This is a genomic window from Streptomyces sp. NBC_01689, from assembly GCF_036250675.1.
GTDB lineage: Bacteria > Actinomycetota > Actinomycetes > Streptomycetales > Streptomycetaceae > Streptomyces.
Window position 1 is genome coordinate 9,294,963 of the sequence record NZ_CP109592.1, and the last position, 14,179, is coordinate 9,309,141.

Below are 14,179 nucleotides of genomic sequence, written 5' to 3' on the forward strand. Positions count from 1 at the left end.
GCCGGCCGGACCTTGATCGGACCTGCCTGCACGCGGAGGAGGCGTCCGGGTCCGGGCAGCCACATGGTTCCGCCGGGTTCCGGGTGCCGTGTGCTGCGTGGCGCCCGCCTCTCGCGGCTCATCGGTCCCCGGCCCTCGGCTTCCGGTGCCTGGTGCTCAGCTCCGGTCACCGGCACCCGGTCACCGGTGCCGGTCGGCCCGGACACGGCCCGCCCGGACCGGTCCGTGGGGCGATCCGCCGCCGGTCCGCGGGACCACAGGCGGCACCGGTGTTCCGTATGCTCCGGATGGCGGGTTAAGGTCTCGTTCTGCGAAGATCTTGTACGGAGGTACCCGGGATGGAGAACAGCGCGCCCGCACGCCGAGGCCGTCCGCCGGGCACCCGGAACACCGGGGGAGAGCTGACGAGCCGCCAGTCGGCCATCGTCGGCTACATCACCGAGACGGTGGACCGCCAGGGGTACCCGCCCTCGATGCGGGAGATCGGCGAGGCCGTCAACCTCTCCAGCACCTCTTCGGTCGCCCATCAGCTGATGGCGCTGGAGCGCAAGGGCGTCCTCTACCGCGACCCGCACCGCCCCCGCGCCTATCGCGTACGCCCCTCGTGGGCGCCCGACCTGGGCAGCCTGAGCCAGGCGCCGGTCGAGGTACCCCTCGTAGGGCGGATCGCGGCCGGTGCGCCCCTGCTCGCCGAGGAGATGGTCGAGGACGTCTACTCGCTGCCCCGCCAGATCGTGGGCGACGGCGAGCTGTTCGCCCTGACGGTCTCGGGTGACTCCATGATCGACGCGGCGATCTGCGACGGTGACATCGTGACCGTGCGCCGCCAGGACAGCGCCGACTCCGGAGACATCGTCGCCGCGCTCCTGGAGGACGAGGCCACCATCAAGGTGCTCCTCCGCAAGGACGGCCGTGTGTGGCTGATGCCCCGCAACCCGGCGTACGAGCCCATCCCGGGCGACGACGCGCAGATCCTCGGCAAGGTCGTCGGCGTCCTGCGCCTGCTCTGAACAAATCGCGCGCCGGCTCCGGGCGATCGGGTCTCCGCGGCCGACGACCCCGCACACGGACCCGTATCCGTATCCACATCGGTACCCGTTCCCGCGCGCGGGTGTCGACTGCGGTCAGCGGGGGACGGCCGGGCGGTGCGGCACATGTCGCGCGGGTTCAGATGCGCTCGACGTAGGGGGCCCGCCACGCCGGGGCGGGGGCCACACCCAGTTCGCTCCAGTATTCACGGCCGCTGGTGATCAGACCGTCGTGCACGGTCCAGAACGACACGACCCGGTGGACGCCCATCGTGACGTGCGGGACCTCGACCTCGGAGACGACCTCGGTGCCGGACGGCACGACGCGGAGGACGTTGACCGACCATCCCTCGGGGTACTCCGCGTTGATGCGGACGTAGTTCTCCCGGCCGAGGATGCGTTCCCCGCTGACCGGCCACTCCACGACCACGTCGTCCGCGAGCAGTTCCCCGACGCCCGTCCAGTCACGGTCCTGCATGCGGTCCCAGAGCAGTCGCACCGTCTTCGAAGGTTCCATGACCACATCCTGCACCGCGCCGGCGACGCCGACCCGCTTTCTCGCGCAGGAGCGTGTGCCGGACAGCCCTCAGCTGCCGGTGCCCCGCGGGTGGCCGCCCCGCCCGTGGGTCCTCGACGCGCTGCGGAAGGCCGTCGGGGTCTCGCCGGACAGTTTGCGGAAGAACTTGGTGAAGACCGTCGCCTCCGGGAAGCCGACCCGTTCGGCGATCACGCCCGCGGACAGGTCGGTGTGGGCCAGCAGGCGCCTGGCCTCCAGCAGGACCCGGTTGTCGATGAAGCGTTTGGCCCCGCACCCGGCCGCGTCACGGGTGGCCCTGGTCAGGGTACGGACGCTGTAGCCGAGCTCCCTGGCGTAGTCCTCCACGCGATGACTCTGGGCGTAACCGCGTTCCACGGCCTGCTGGAATCGGCGGAACGCCTCGGTGGCCGTCGCGTGGACCATGTCCTCGTGCGTGGCGCGTTGCTGGTGGGCGAGGCGCAGGACGAGGGCCGCCAGCAGATGGCGCAGCACCTCGACATGCGCGTCCAACGGCAGTCCGCCCAGCCCGTGGTACTCACCGTCCAGCAGGTCGAGGGTGCTCCGCAGCGCGTCACCCGCGGCTCCTGACGGAGTCAGCGGCCGGTAGGGGAAATGCTGGTCGAGACGGGCGACCTCGGCGGTGGCGGTGTCGAGGAAACCGGGCTGGAAGAGCACCACGGTTCCCTCCGCCGAGCCGAGATCGGAGCGGAACTGGTGGATCTGCCCGGGGCGTGCCCACAGCCAGTCGCCCTCGGCCACCTCGTGATCGGTGAAGTCCAGCGAGCAGCGCAGGCTGCCGGTGTGCACGGTGATGAGTTCGTGGAACGCGACCCGCACCGGGGAGTAGGGATCGACGCCGTGGCCGCGAGCCCGCTCGGTCAGGTCGGCGAAACCGAGGACCTCGACCCCCGGAGGAGCCCCGGCGGTGGAGCGGTAGGGGACCTCAGTGACATCCGCGTGTCCGTTTTTATCCATGGTCTGTCTTCATCGTACGGCTTTGACCAGGGAGGTCGAGCCTAGTGTGAAACGCGGGAGCGGAGTGGTGACCGAGGTGGTTCGTCCTCTCGGTCACCACTCACATCTCCTTCGGTCACCACTCACATCAACCGAGGAGCTGAGCCGTGTGCGACTGATCGTGGGGATGACGGGGGCGACCGGCGCGGTGCTCGGCGTCCGGCTGCTGGAGAATCTCAGCCGCCTGCGCGAGGTGGAGACCCATCTGGTGCTCAGCCGATGGGCGCGCACCACCATCGAGCTGGAGACCGGACTCTCCACCCGTGACCTCGGTGCCCTCGCGGACGAGGTGCACGCCCCCGAGGACCAGGGCGCCAAGATCTCCTCCGGATCGTTCCGGACGGACGGGATGGTGATCGTCCCCTGCTCGATGAAGACACTCGCCGGGATCCGCGCCGGCTACGCGGACGGTCTGATCGGCCGGGCCGCGGACGTGGTGCTGAAGGAGCGGCGCACGCTGGTGCTCGTACCGCGGGAGACGCCGCTGAGCGAGGTCCATCTGGAGAACATGCTCGCGCTGTCGCGCATGGGCGTACGAATGGTGCCTCCCATGCCCGCCTTCTACAACCACCCGGCGTCCGTCGACGACATCGTCGACCACATCACCGCCCGGATCCTCGACCAGTTCGACCTTCCCGCGCCTGCCGCCAGGCGCTGGGAGGGCATGCGCGCCGCCCGCACCGAAACGCTGGGGTCAGCGTTCTGACACCCCGTCACGACCTCCACCGAAGGACTCACATGGCTTACGACGATCTGCGCAGCTTTCTCGAAACCCTGGACAGGGAGGGGCAGTTGCTCCGGATCACCGAGGAGGTGAAGCCGGAGCCGGACATCGCCGCGGCAGCCAACGCGGCGCCGCGTCTCGGGGATGCGGCACCGGCCCTCTACTTCGACAACGTCAGCGGTTTCACCGACGCCCGGATAGCCATGAACGTGCACGGTTCCTGGGCCAACCACGCACTGGCCCTGGGGCTGCCGAAGGACACCGGGACCAAGGAGCAGGTGGCGGAGTTCAGCCGCCGCTGGTCGCGGTTCCCCGTCCGGCCCGAGTGGCGCGAGCACCCCTTGTGGGCCGAGAACACGCTGGAGGGCGACGACGCCGACATCTTCGAGGTGCTCCCGCTGTTCCGCCTGAACGACGGCGACGGCGGCTTCTACATCGACAAGGCCGCGGTCGTGTCCAAGGATCCGGCGGACCCGGAGAACAGCGGCAAGCAGAACGTCGGCATCTACCGCATCGAGGTGAAGGGCGGGCGCAGGCTCGCCCTCCAGCCGGTGCCGGTGCACGACATCGCCCAACACCTGCGTACGGCGGAGGAGTTCGGCGAGGACCTGCCGGTCGCCATCGCCGTGGGCAACGACCCGGTGATCTCGATCGTCGCCTCCACACCGATGAGGTACGACGAGAACGAGTACGAGCTGGCCGGTGCCCTGCGCGGTGCCCCGGCGCCGATCGCACCGGCGCCCCTGACCGGACTCCCGGTGCCGTGGGGGAGCGAGGTCGTGATCGAGGGCGTGATCGAAGGACGCAAGCGGGAGGTGGAGGGACCGTTCGGCGAATTCACCGGCCACTACTCGGGCGGTCGCAGCATGCCCGTGATCCGGATCGACAGGATCTCCTACCGCAGCGAACCGGTCTTCGAGCATCTCTACCTGGGCATGCCGTGGACCGAGATCGACTACCTGATGGCCGCCAACACCTGTGCCCCGCTGTACGAGCAGCTGAAGAGGGACTTCCCCGAGGTCCAGGCGGTCAACGCCACCTACACGCACGGGCTGGTCGTCATCGTCTCCACCAAGAAGCGGTACGGTGGTTTCGCCAAGGCGGTGGGCCTGCGGGTCCTGACCACCCCGCACGGAATGGGTTACGCCGCCACCGTGATCGTGGTGGACGAGGACGTGGACCCCTTCGACCTGCCGCAGGTGATGTGGGCGCTGTCGACCAAGATGAATCCCGCCGGTGACCTGATCACCCTTCCGAACCTGTCCGTGATGGAGCTGGGTCCGCAGGCGGACACCCCCGGCATCGTCGACAAGCTCATCATCGACGCCACCACACCCGTCCGGCCCGACCGTCGCGGCAACTACGGCAACCCCGTCCGCGACCTGCCCGAGACGGGCGAGTGGGTCACCCGGCTCCGCCGGCTCGCCGCCCAGCGCTGAACCCACGTCTCCCGAGCGAAAAGGAACCACCGGCATGGATGGCACCGGCATCTGCCCGCGCTGCGCCCACGAGACCATCGACCAGTTGTTCGCGTCACCCGTCCCCGGCGTATGGGTCGTGCTGCAGTGCCGGCAGTGCCTCTACTGCTGGCGCACGAGTGAACCGGCCCGCCGCACCCGACGCGACGCCTATCCCGAGAGTTTCAGGATGACCGCCGACGACATCGCGAACGCCGCGGAGGTGCCACCCGTTCCCCCTCTTCTGATTCGCGACTGACGCTCCATCAAGAACCTTGTCCGGTAGGCCTGTCGGTGACGTCGATGCCGCTGTGGGCGCCGGGCGTGGCCGGGTGGCGCAGGAGGATCCCGGCTCTCTCCTCCAGCAGGGCCACGGCGAGCAGCTCGCCGTCGGCGGGGCCGTACCGCGCGAGTGCCTCCCCGTGGAGACGACGGACGGCGTCGGCGACGTCGTGGGGCGTGCCGAGCCGCTCGGCCAGCGCGGTGATCGCCGTCAGCTGGTCGTGGATGTGGTCGAGGCCGAAGTCGGTGAGGTAGTCACCGGCCAGCAGGGCGGGCAGGTCGTCGCGGAGGAACGCGGTCGAGGCGGGACCGGCTGCCAGCGTCTCGGTGAGCACGCCCAGGTCGATACCGGCACGCCGGCCGAGCAGAAGGGCTTCGGCGGTGGCCGCCGCCTGGCCGAACCAGAGGAGGTTGACCAGTAGTTTGGCCACGTAGCCGGTGCCGGGTCCGCCGACGTGGGTGACGCGGTCGGACACCGCGGACAGCAGCGGGCGGTGGCGCTCCAGGAGGTCGCCGTCCCCGCCGACGAACAGTCGCAACCGCGCCGCGGCGGCGTCCGCGGGAGAACCTCCGATGGGCGCCTCCAGCACGCCGACCCCGTGAGCGGCGGCCAGCCGCCTGCAGGGTTTGGCGTCGGTCGGCGTGTTGCTGCTCATGTCGATCCAGGTGGCGCCGGGTGCCAGCACCGCGAGGACGGCGTCGTCGACCGCCGCGACCACCTCGGCGGGGCCCGGGAGGACGGTCAGGAGCACATCCGCACCCGAAGCCGCGGCTGCCGCCGAATCGGCGGTCCGAGCCCCTCGCGACAGGGCCGCTTCCCTGCGCTCGGCCAGCACGTCGTAGGCGCGCACCCGGTGTCCCGCGCGGACGAGCGCGGCGCAGAGCGGTTCGCCCATGCGGCCCACACCGATCAGGCAGATCGTCGACATCGGTGGATGATATCCGGGCTGCCCGGCGGCATCGGCCGGAGGGCCGAAGCCGGGGGCGGAGGGCGGGGCCCAGGCCGGGGCCGCGGGACCGACGGGCTCGGCGGGGGCCTGGCGTGGGGACCGGTCAGCGGACGACGTCGAGGACGTTCATCTGGAGGCCGTTGGCGTACACGGCGTGCTCGACCAGCTTCAAGTGCCGCGTGTCCATGTCCGTGGCGGGGAAGAGACGCCGGCCGGCGCCGAGCAGCAACGGGAAGACGAGGAGGTGGTAACGGTCGATCAGGCCGGCGTCCGCGAGGCTGTGGTTCAGGGCGACGCTGCCGTGGACGATGATCGGCCCCCCGTCGGTCTCCTTGAGGGCGGCGACCTCGTCGAGGGAGCGCAGGATGGTGGTCTCGCCCCAGTCCGACACGAGGTCGTCCTCGGTCAGGGTGGTGGAGACGACGTACTTCGGCAGAGTCTTGTAGCGGGTGAACTCGGCCATGTCGGGCCACACCGGACTGAAGGCCTGGTAGCTGGCCCGTCCCAGCAGTACCGCGGCGGCCTCCTCCTGCTCCTGCCCTTTGATGCCGAAGGCCTCCGGGACGAACTCGACGTCCTTGAAGGTCCATCCGGCGTTGCGGTAGCCGGATTCGCCGCCCGGAGCCTCCATGACGCCGTCGAGCGAGATGAACGCGGAGCTGATGAGGGTACGCATGCGGGATTCCTTCGGTGTCCGGTGGGCGCGTCTCGGCTGTCCGCCGCCGCTCCAGGATGCGACCGACAAAAATAATTGTCAAGACAGTTTGAATGTTCGGAAGATGGAGGGGGTTCGCGTGCGCCCCGGCGATCGTGGTGATGCGGGAGCCGCCGTGGCTCGGCAGGTGCATCGGGGACGGTCGCCGTACGGCGCATCCGGCGCGACGTGGCACGGCGCTGACGGTCAACTTCCGCAGGTCGCGGGTGAAGCTGGGTGGCGGCTCGGGACGGCGACGACTGCGCACTGCCCTCCGCCGGCGGCGGCGCGGCGACCACGACCGCGCCATCGCGCCGTGTCCGCCCGAACGCGTTCCACCGTGAGGGCGCCCCTCCGCCTCGCGCCGTACCGCGTCCGGCCTCGCGTGCCGACCCGTCGCGGACCGCTTTTCAGTCTCAGCGCAGGTCGGCCGGTGGGAGTGTAAGCCTCAGCTCACGTCGGCGGGCGGGAGTGTGGCGGCGGCGCGGGCCCTGGCGACCGCCTCGCCGCGGTCCGTGGTGGGGAATCGCGCGATCATGGCACGCAGTTCGTCGGCGCTCACGTCGGCCCCGAAGGGCTCGGTCCCCGGTTCCAGGCGCACGCCGTCGGCGAGTGGGCCGACGTCGACGGGATCGAAGCCGAGGGCGTCGACGAGGTGGGCGGCCGCGGCCCGGTCGGCGGGGTTGTCCCCGGCGAGGGCGATCGCCTTGCGGCCCGGCGTGCCGACGGGCCGGGCCTCGTCCTCCAGGTCGTGGTAGCCCATGTGGTTGAAGGCCTTGACCACGCGGGAGCCCGGCAGGAAGGCCTGGACGATCTCGCTGGTGGAGATACGGGGGTCGGTGAAGTCGTCGCGCACCCCGTCGACCTCCCACCAGTAGTTCATCGCGTCGATGACCAGCTTTCCGCGCAGCGCGTCGACCGGGACGCCCCGGTGCTTGCCCAGCGGGAGTGCGAGGATCACGACGTCCGCTCCGTCCGCCGCCTCGGTCGCGGTGACGGCGACCGCGCCGGGGGTGAGTACCTCGATGGTGAGCGCGATCTTCCCGGTCGGGCCCGAGCCGGCGATCAGCACGCGGAACCCCGCCGCGAGCGCCAGGCGTGCCAGTACGGTTCCCACTTTGCCGGCGCCCAGGATGCCGACCGTGCGGACGTCCTCGGTGTTCATCGTGTCTCCGTTCCGCTCGTCAGCCGGCGAGGAGGTCGCGGACCATGGGGATGACCTTCGTGCCGTACAGCTCGACCGCCCGCAGACGCGCGCTGACCGGCTGCGCGCCCGCCGTGTAGATGAGGTCGAACCTGCCGACACCGAGCCGGCGGACGGCGCCGGCGATCTTGCGGGCGACCGTCTCCGGCGCCCCGATGTAGAGGGAGCCGTGCTCGATCTCGGACTCGTACTCCTCCCGGCGTATCGGCGGCCAGCCGCGGAGGGCGCCGATACGGTCGCGGATGACCCGGTAGCTCGGCCAGTGCAGCTCGCGGGCTTCCTCGTCGGTGTCGGCGATGAAGCCGGGGGAGTGCATCCCCACCGGGTGCGCGGTGGTGCCGAACTGGTCGGAGGCGCGCCGGTAGAGGTCGATGTAGGCGGCGAAGCGGTCGGGGGAGCCACCGATGATGGCGAGCATGAGCGGAAGACCGTAGTGGGCGGTGCGGATGACCGACTGGGGTGAGCCGCCGACACCGACCCAGGTGGTCAGGTGGCCGGACTCGGTGGGGGGATAGACCTCGGCGTTCTCCAGGGGAGCGCGCACGGTTCCCTTCCAGGTGACGGGCTTCTCGTCGAGCAGCCGCGCGAACAGCTCGATCTTCTCCTCGAACAGCGTGTCGTAGTCGGCGAGGTCGTAGCCGAAGAGGGGGAACGACTCCGTGAAGGAGCCGCGGCCGAGGATCACCTCGGCCCTCCCGCCGGAGAGGGCGTCCACGGTCGCGAAGCGCTGGAACACCCGGACGGGGTCGTCGGAACTCAGCACCGTCACACCGGAGGAGAGCCGGATGCGCGTGGTGCGCGTGGCGATGCCCGCGAGCACGGTCTCCGGGGACGAGATCGAGTACTCCTCCCGGTGGTGTTCGCCGAGCGCGATGACGTCGACGCCGAGGTCGTCCGCGAGGACGGCTTCGTCGAGGACCTGCCGGATCGCCCGCGCGTGGGAGACCGGCGCACCGGAGTCGTCCGCGGGTACGTCCCCGAACGTGTCGAGACCGAAGACGAGTTCAGACATGGGTGGGCTCCTCGGTGAGTAGTTCCCTGACGAGCGGGGCGACTTCGCGGCCCAGCAGCTCGATCGTGCGGGCGCGGGCCCGGCGGGGCAGGTGCATGATGTCGTACTTGAGGTCGAAGCGGCTCAGTCCCAGGTCGCGGGCCGTACGCGCGATCTTGCGCGCGACCGTTTCCGGGGAGCCGACGAAGAGCGCGCCCTGGTCGATCTCGGCCAGGTAGCGTTCACGGGTCGGTCGGTAGAAGCCACGCTCCTCGGCCGCCTGGGCCACGACCGGCTTCCAGTACCGCCACCAGGTCTCGGTCGCCTCCTCGTCGGTGTCGGCCACGAGGCCCAGCGAGTGCTGGCCGACGGGCTGGGGATCGTGTCCGGACTGCCCCAGCGCCCGGTGGAAGAGGTCGACGTGGCCGGCGAAGCGCTGTGGACGTCCGCCAATGACGGCCAGCATCAAGGGCAGTCCGTATCGGGCGGCACGCAGGACGGAGTGCGGGCTGCCGCCCACGCCGATCCAGGTGGGGATGCCTCCTGGGCGCATGCGTGGACGCGGCCGCTGTTCGACGAGAGGGGCCCGGAACGCGCCGGACCACGTCACCGTCTCCTCCCGCTGCAGGCGCATGAAGAGTTCGAGTTTCTCCTCGAACAGGTCCTCGTAGTCGGCGAGTTCATAACCGAAGAGCGGGAACGACTCGGTGGCCGACGCGCGTCCCAGCACGATCTGGGCCCGGCCGTCCGACACGGCGTCCAGGGTGGCGAAATCGTGGTAGAGCCGCACGGGATCATTGGTGCTCAGGACGGTCACCGACGTTCCGAGGCGGATGCGTTCCGTGACGGCGGCGATGGCGGAGAGCAGGACGGGAGTGGCGCTGTCGACGTGTCCGGGCCGGTAGTGCTCGCCGACGCTGAACACGTCCAGTCCCGACGATTCGGCGAGGCGTGCCTCGTCGATGAGCAGGCGGACGGTCTCGGCGTCGCTCAGTGTGCGGCCGTCGTCTGTGGCGACCTCACCGAACGAGTCGAGGCCGATCTCGAAGGTCAGCGGCGTCATGGTCTCCCCCTCCGACGGCCCGCACGAGGCGACCGCTCAGAAGTAAATGATTGACGAGTCAAGTATAAATCCAGGATACATGCTTGACTTGTCAATCAAGGAGGCGTGCCGGGGGTGTGGCGTCCCGTTCGCTCCGGCGGATCTCCGTCTGCCCGCCGTGCCCATCGTAAGACATTTAGTTTATTGGTCAACTAAAGCTGGTCGCCGCCATGGTTCCGACGTCGGGTGGTGTCGTGTGCGGCGGACTCCATGCGGCGCGACGGGGGCGCGGCCTGTTCGCCCCGCGGGGCGGAGTCCGCACCGACGCGAGGTGCGGGCCGGTGGGCCCGCCGTGAACGCGTACGAGGTCGGCGGAGGCCGGACCGAGCCGACGCGGCCCTCGCGCACCGCGACAGGGTGACCGCGTACCGGCGCGACAGGATGACCGCGCGCCGGAAGGGCGCGGACCAGGTCGAGGCGTCCAGGGCTCCCTGGACCGCCCGGCCCCGTCCGGTCGCGCGGGGGCGTCGGTGCGCGCCATCACCGGCCGCGGCGGGGACCTGCCGGGCTCGCGGGCCCAGAACGGGCTGTCTCTGCCCAGCGGTTCGCGTTCCATGACCACGGTACCGAGGTCGGCCGCCCGGGTTCGGTCGGCCGCGTTCTCGCCGACCGGTCCGGTGCCCGCGACGGTCACGTCCTGGTCGCGCGAGGACTCGTCCGTCCCTGGCCCTGTCGCTTGTCGCCGTGTCCCGCTCCGGACGGGGGCCCGGTGGTCCGGGCGCGGATGTTGCGAGGTGTGCGACAGGGAGGGGTGTCGTCACCGGCCGGGGAGCCGGGTCGTCACTTCCTGCATCACCCACCCGTTGCCGTCCGGGTCGCTGAACGCGGCGAAGGAGCCGTAGCTGGCGCGCTGGGGATCGGGGCCGCCGACCCGGCCCTCCTCCGTGCCGCGGTGGAAGACCCCGCCGGCGTCATGGAAGATCTCGCTCATCTCGATGCCCCGGCCGGCGAGCTCGGCGTGGGCGGCCACGATGTCCTCGACCACGAGATGCAGGCCCTGGGTCGAACCCGGCGCAGCCGTGGTGACCCCGGTGCCGAAGAGGATCGAGGCCTGCGATCCGGGGGGTGTGAGGTGCACCACGCGGTACGTGTCGTCGGCGACGTAGTCGACGTCCAGCCGGAAGCCTGCCTGCTCGTAGAAGGCCTTGGCCCGGTCGACATCGGAGACGGGCAGTACGACGACTTCGAGTTTCAGGTCCATTTTTCCTTCTCTTTCACGGGCTCTTTCGCGGGCGGAGGCCTGGCGGCCGCCACCCGTCACCGGTTTGACAGGTGAGAGCATGGCATTTCCTCGCGTCACCGGTCAAGCAGGTGACGAGTGGCGAGGGGGGTGCGGCGCGGCCGGTCGCGGTCCGGCGGGTGACCGGGCGAGGGGCGGCCCCGCCGCCGAGCCCGACCGTCCCGGGACGCGGCATGCGATCGCGGCCGGCGACCCGGGGCAGGGAGTCCGACCGGCGCTCTGAGGCGAGCCGTGGGCCGGCGATCCGAGGCCGCCCGTGCGGTCGGCGGACCGAGGCGGCCCGTGCGGTCGGCGGACCGGGAGGGCCGCGTGACCGGTGCGGGCGGCCCGGGCGGCCCGGGCGGCCCGGGCGCGGCGCCTGCCGGTCCGCACCCTGTTCAGGCCGCGCGAAGCGGTTCAGGCTGCGGGAGACTGGAGGCACTGGCCGAGCCGAGGCAGCCCAGAACGGTCGGATGGTCATGAACGGATCGGAAGTCGGCAGCACGCAGGCGGCGACATCCCTGCCCGACGCGGGCGGCCAGGCATCGCTCCTGGTGGACGGCGCGGGCGTGGTCGTCCGGTGGAGCCGGGCAGCCGAGGAACTGCTCGGCCGTCCGGCGCGGTGGGGCGTCGGCCGGCCGGTCACGGAACTCTTCGCCGAGGCCCCGACGGGAGGTCTCGGGGCTGCCGACACCGTCCTCAGGCACCGGGACGGGCATGCCGTCGGCTGCCGGATGCGGGTGTGTGCCGAGCGGGACCCGCTGTTCGGGGCGTGCTGGCGGATGGATCTCTGGCCGGCGGGGTCCGAGGCGGTTCCGGCCGTCGACCGGGCCCTGCTGGAGGCCCTGTTCACCCGTTCCCCGATCGGCCTGTTCGTCCTGGACCCGCAGCTGCGCCTGACGCGCTACAACGCGGCGGCGCAGGGGATGCAGGGCACGCGGGTGACCGAGGGGATCGGGCTCAGGCCCACCGAGGCATGGCCGGACTTCAGCTCCGAGATGGCGGAGCGGGTGATGGCCGAGGTGCTGAAGACCGGCGAACCGGCGATCGCCTTCGAGAAGCGCGGGCGACCGCCGGGCGACCCCGAGCACGAACACGTCTACTCGGCCTCCGTGTTCCGCCTGCAGGACCCCGACGGATGCGTGATCGGACTCGCCGACACCGTGGTCGACGTCAGCGACCGGCACCGGGCACAGGAGCGCCTCGCCCTGGTCGCCGAGGCGGGCTCCCGCATCGGGACCACGCTCGACGTGCTGCGCACAGCCCAGGAACTGACCGAGGTCGCGGTGCCACGGCTCGCCGACAGCGTGAGCGTGGACCTCCTCGAACCGGTCCTCGCCGGACAGGAGTTGCCGCAGGGGCCGGGGGAGACCGGGTGGGCCCTCCAGCGGGCGGCCTGCCGGTCGACCCGCACGGACGCCGCGCCAGGGGTCTACGCGGTCGGTGAGCCGAGCGGATATCCCGATTCCGCGGCCGCCATGCGGGTCCTGGCCGAGCGCAGTCCCTGCCTCGTGCGGACGGTCGACGAGGACAGTGCCTGGATACACGACGACATGGTCCGCGGCCGGCGGATGCTGGAGGAGCGGATCCACTCGCTGATGATGGTGCCCCTGGTCGCGCACGAGAGCGTCCTGGGCCTGGTCGCCTTCTACCGCCGCAGCGCCCGGGGCCCGTTCGAGGACGAGGACCTCACCCTCGCGCAGGATCTCGCGGGCCGTACCGCCGTCGCTCTGGACAACGGCCGCCGCTTCGTCCGCGAACGGAACGCCGTGCTCTCCCTGCAGCGCGGCATGCTGCCGCAGGACCCGCCCGCGCCGCACTCGGTACGTACGGCGCACCATGTGGTCCACTCCGGTGCGGGCGGCGACTGGGCGGACGTGATCGCTCTCCCCGGGGCACGGGTGGGACTCGTGACCGGCAGCGCCCCCGGCCGCGGAATGCGGACGGCGGCCACCATGGGCAGGCTGCGGACCGCCCTGCACATCCTCGCGGCCCTGGATCTGGCGCCGGACGAGGTCATGGCCCGACTCGACGACGTCGTCCACCAGATGGACGCGGAGAGCGGCGACCCCGAGACCGACAGCCCGGCCGCCGGGGCCACCTGTCTCTACCTGGTCTACAACCCGGTGACCAGCCGCTGCGTCATGACCACGGCCGGCCGGCCGGGGCTGGCCGTGGCCCTCCCGGACGGGACCGTCACCTTCCCCGACCTGCCCACGGGGTCACCGCTGGGCCGGTCCGGACCGGCGTTCAGCAAGTTCGAACTGACGGTGCCCGACCAGACCCGGCTGGTGCTGTACACGGCCGGGCTGCTGCAGGCATTCGGTGCGGACGGGGGACACGCCGAGGTGACGCGCATGCTGACCGGGTCGCGCCAGCCCCCGCAGGACCTGTGTCTGAGCCTCGCCGAGACCCTCATCCCCGTGGACCCCCCGCAGGACGCGGCGGTGCTGGTGGCGTGCACCCGGGCGCTGGACCCCACCCATGTCGCCACCTGGAGCCTCCCCTCCGTCCCCGCGGCCGTCGCCACCGCCCGCGCGCTCGCCGCGGGCCAACTGAGCGCCTGGGCCCTGGAGGACGAGGCCTTCGCGACCGAACTCATCGTCAGCGAACTGGTCACCAACGCCATCCGGTACGCCGAACCGCCCGTGCGCCTGCGACTGATCCACGACCGCACGCTGACCTGTGAGGTGTCCGACAGCAGCAGTGCCGCCCCCCATCTGCGGCACGCCCGTACCACCGACGAGGGCGGCCGGGGTCTGCTGCTGGTCTCCCAGTTCGCCCAGCGGTGGGGGACCCGCTACGAAGACCGCGGCAAGACGATCTGGGCCGAACAGCAACTCACCCCCGCTGCATGACCAGTCGGGGTGTCGCCACGACCACCTGAGTGACAGCCCGGTCCGGCACGGACGGAGGCCGGGCGGGTTGTCCCGCGACCTCTGGACACTCCGGAACGCCTATGTTGTCATGTTCATT

General features: G+C 71.2%; 13 protein-coding genes. 5 read left to right on the forward strand and 8 right to left on the reverse strand.

The features are described 5' to 3' along the window. Nucleotides 1-338 precede the first annotated feature (338 nt). Entirely contained in the window at nucleotides 339-1,010 is a 672-nt protein-coding gene (gene lexA / locus OG776_RS39745; protein ID WP_148008440.1) for a transcriptional repressor LexA, read from the forward strand. Nucleotides 1,011-1,167: 157 nt separating this feature from the next. On the opposite strand, the gene OG776_RS39750 is transcribed toward lexA, so the two are convergent. Continuing rightward, the gene (locus OG776_RS39750) at nucleotides 1,168-1,545 is read right to left on the reverse strand and encodes a nuclear transport factor 2 family protein (protein WP_148008441.1); all 378 of its coding nucleotides are present in this window, start codon (nucleotides 1,543-1,545) and stop codon (nucleotides 1,168-1,170) included. 69 nt (nucleotides 1,546-1,614) lie between these two features. Continuing rightward, the gene (locus OG776_RS39755) at nucleotides 1,615-2,541 is read right to left on the reverse strand and encodes a helix-turn-helix transcriptional regulator (RefSeq protein WP_148008442.1); all 927 of its coding nucleotides are present in this window, start codon (nucleotides 2,539-2,541) and stop codon (nucleotides 1,615-1,617) included. 148 nt (nucleotides 2,542-2,689) lie between these two features. Here OG776_RS39755 and OG776_RS39760 point away from each other — a divergent pair, with 148 nt between their 5' ends. The 3 genes from OG776_RS39760 to OG776_RS39770 are packed head-to-tail and all read left to right on the forward strand — an operon-like array spanning nucleotide 2,690 to nucleotide 5,020. Beyond that, nucleotides 2,690-3,286: a non-oxidative hydroxyarylic acid decarboxylases subunit B gene (locus tag OG776_RS39760; RefSeq protein WP_148008443.1), complete on the forward strand. Its 597-nt coding sequence runs from the start codon at nucleotides 2,690-2,692 to the stop codon at nucleotides 3,284-3,286. A 32-nt stretch (nucleotides 3,287-3,318) separates the two neighbouring features. Then, nucleotides 3,319-4,743, forward strand: a complete 1,425-nt coding sequence (locus tag OG776_RS39765; RefSeq protein WP_148008444.1) for a non-oxidative hydroxyarylic acid decarboxylases subunit C — start codon at nucleotides 3,319-3,321, stop codon at nucleotides 4,741-4,743. Nucleotides 4,744-4,777: 34 nt separating this feature from the next. Continuing rightward, entirely contained in the window at nucleotides 4,778-5,020 is a 243-nt protein-coding gene (locus OG776_RS39770) for a non-oxidative hydroxyarylic acid decarboxylases subunit D (protein ID WP_148008445.1), read from the forward strand. 7 nt (nucleotides 5,021-5,027) lie between these two features. Here the strand turns inward: OG776_RS39770 and OG776_RS39775 are convergent, their stop codons facing one another. The 6 genes from OG776_RS39775 to OG776_RS39800 all read right to left on the reverse strand — a co-directional run bounded on the left by OG776_RS39775 (nucleotide 5,028) and on the right by OG776_RS39800 (nucleotide 11,185). Then, nucleotides 5,028-5,972, reverse strand: coding sequence for an NAD(P)-dependent oxidoreductase (locus OG776_RS39775; protein WP_329323494.1), 945 nt, complete (start codon nucleotides 5,970-5,972; stop codon nucleotides 5,028-5,030). A gap of 124 nt (nucleotides 5,973-6,096) precedes the next feature. Continuing rightward, nucleotides 6,097-6,669, reverse strand: a complete 573-nt coding sequence (locus OG776_RS39780) for a dihydrofolate reductase family protein (RefSeq protein WP_148008447.1) — start codon at nucleotides 6,667-6,669, stop codon at nucleotides 6,097-6,099. 466 nt (nucleotides 6,670-7,135) lie between these two features. Beyond that, on the reverse strand, nucleotides 7,136-7,852 hold the full coding sequence (locus OG776_RS39785) for an NADPH-dependent F420 reductase (protein ID WP_148008448.1): 717 nt from the start codon (nucleotides 7,850-7,852) through the stop codon (nucleotides 7,136-7,138). Nucleotides 7,853-7,871: 19 nt separating this feature from the next. Then, a complete protein-coding gene (locus OG776_RS39790; RefSeq protein ID WP_148008449.1) occupies nucleotides 7,872-8,903 on the reverse strand; it encodes an LLM class flavin-dependent oxidoreductase in 1,032 nt (343 codons plus the stop codon). Further along, complete coding sequence (locus tag OG776_RS39795; RefSeq protein ID WP_148008450.1) at nucleotides 8,896-9,945, reverse strand: LLM class flavin-dependent oxidoreductase; 1,050 nt, start codon at nucleotides 9,943-9,945, stop codon at nucleotides 8,896-8,898. The genes OG776_RS39790 and OG776_RS39795 overlap by 8 nt, the downstream gene beginning before the upstream one ends. Nucleotides 9,946-10,741: 796 nt before the next feature. Further along, on the reverse strand, nucleotides 10,742-11,185 hold the full coding sequence (locus tag OG776_RS39800; protein WP_148008451.1) for a VOC family protein: 444 nt from the start codon (nucleotides 11,183-11,185) through the stop codon (nucleotides 10,742-10,744). A 497-nt stretch (nucleotides 11,186-11,682) separates the two neighbouring features. On the opposite strand from OG776_RS39800, the gene OG776_RS39805 reads away from it, so the two are divergent. Beyond that, a complete protein-coding gene (locus OG776_RS39805) occupies nucleotides 11,683-14,061 on the forward strand; it encodes a SpoIIE family protein phosphatase (protein WP_148008452.1) in 2,379 nt (792 codons plus the stop codon). Nucleotides 14,062-14,179: the final 118 nt, after the last annotated feature.

What these genes read in the sequence shown, in the direction of transcription:
- lexA (WP_148008440.1), top strand. Translation starts at nt 339, where the DNA reads ATGGAGAACAGCGCGCCCGCACGCCGAGGCCGTCCGCCGGGCACCCGG.
- OG776_RS39750 (WP_148008441.1), bottom strand. Translation starts at nt 1,545, where the DNA reads ATGGAACCTTCGAAGACGGTGCGACTGCTCTGGGACCGCATGCAGGAC.
- OG776_RS39755 (WP_148008442.1), bottom strand. Translation starts at nt 2,541, where the DNA reads ATGGATAAAAACGGACACGCGGATGTCACTGAGGTCCCCTACCGCTCC.
- OG776_RS39765 (WP_148008444.1), top strand. Translation starts at nt 3,319, where the DNA reads ATGGCTTACGACGATCTGCGCAGCTTTCTCGAAACCCTGGACAGGGAG.
- OG776_RS39770 (WP_148008445.1), top strand. Translation starts at nt 4,778, where the DNA reads ATGGATGGCACCGGCATCTGCCCGCGCTGCGCCCACGAGACCATCGAC.
- OG776_RS39775 (WP_329323494.1), bottom strand. Translation starts at nt 5,972, where the DNA reads ATGTCGACGATCTGCCTGATCGGTGTGGGCCGCATGGGCGAACCGCTC.
- OG776_RS39780 (WP_148008447.1), bottom strand. Translation starts at nt 6,669, where the DNA reads ATGCGTACCCTCATCAGCTCCGCGTTCATCTCGCTCGACGGCGTCATG.
- OG776_RS39785 (WP_148008448.1), bottom strand. Translation starts at nt 7,852, where the DNA reads ATGAACACCGAGGACGTCCGCACGGTCGGCATCCTGGGCGCCGGCAAA.
- OG776_RS39790 (WP_148008449.1), bottom strand. Translation starts at nt 8,903, where the DNA reads ATGTCTGAACTCGTCTTCGGTCTCGACACGTTCGGGGACGTACCCGCG.
- OG776_RS39795 (WP_148008450.1), bottom strand. Translation starts at nt 9,945, where the DNA reads ATGACGCCGCTGACCTTCGAGATCGGCCTCGACTCGTTCGGTGAGGTC.
- OG776_RS39800 (WP_148008451.1), bottom strand. Translation starts at nt 11,185, where the DNA reads ATGGACCTGAAACTCGAAGTCGTCGTACTGCCCGTCTCCGATGTCGAC.
- OG776_RS39805 (WP_148008452.1), top strand. Translation starts at nt 11,683, where the DNA reads ATGAACGGATCGGAAGTCGGCAGCACGCAGGCGGCGACATCCCTGCCC.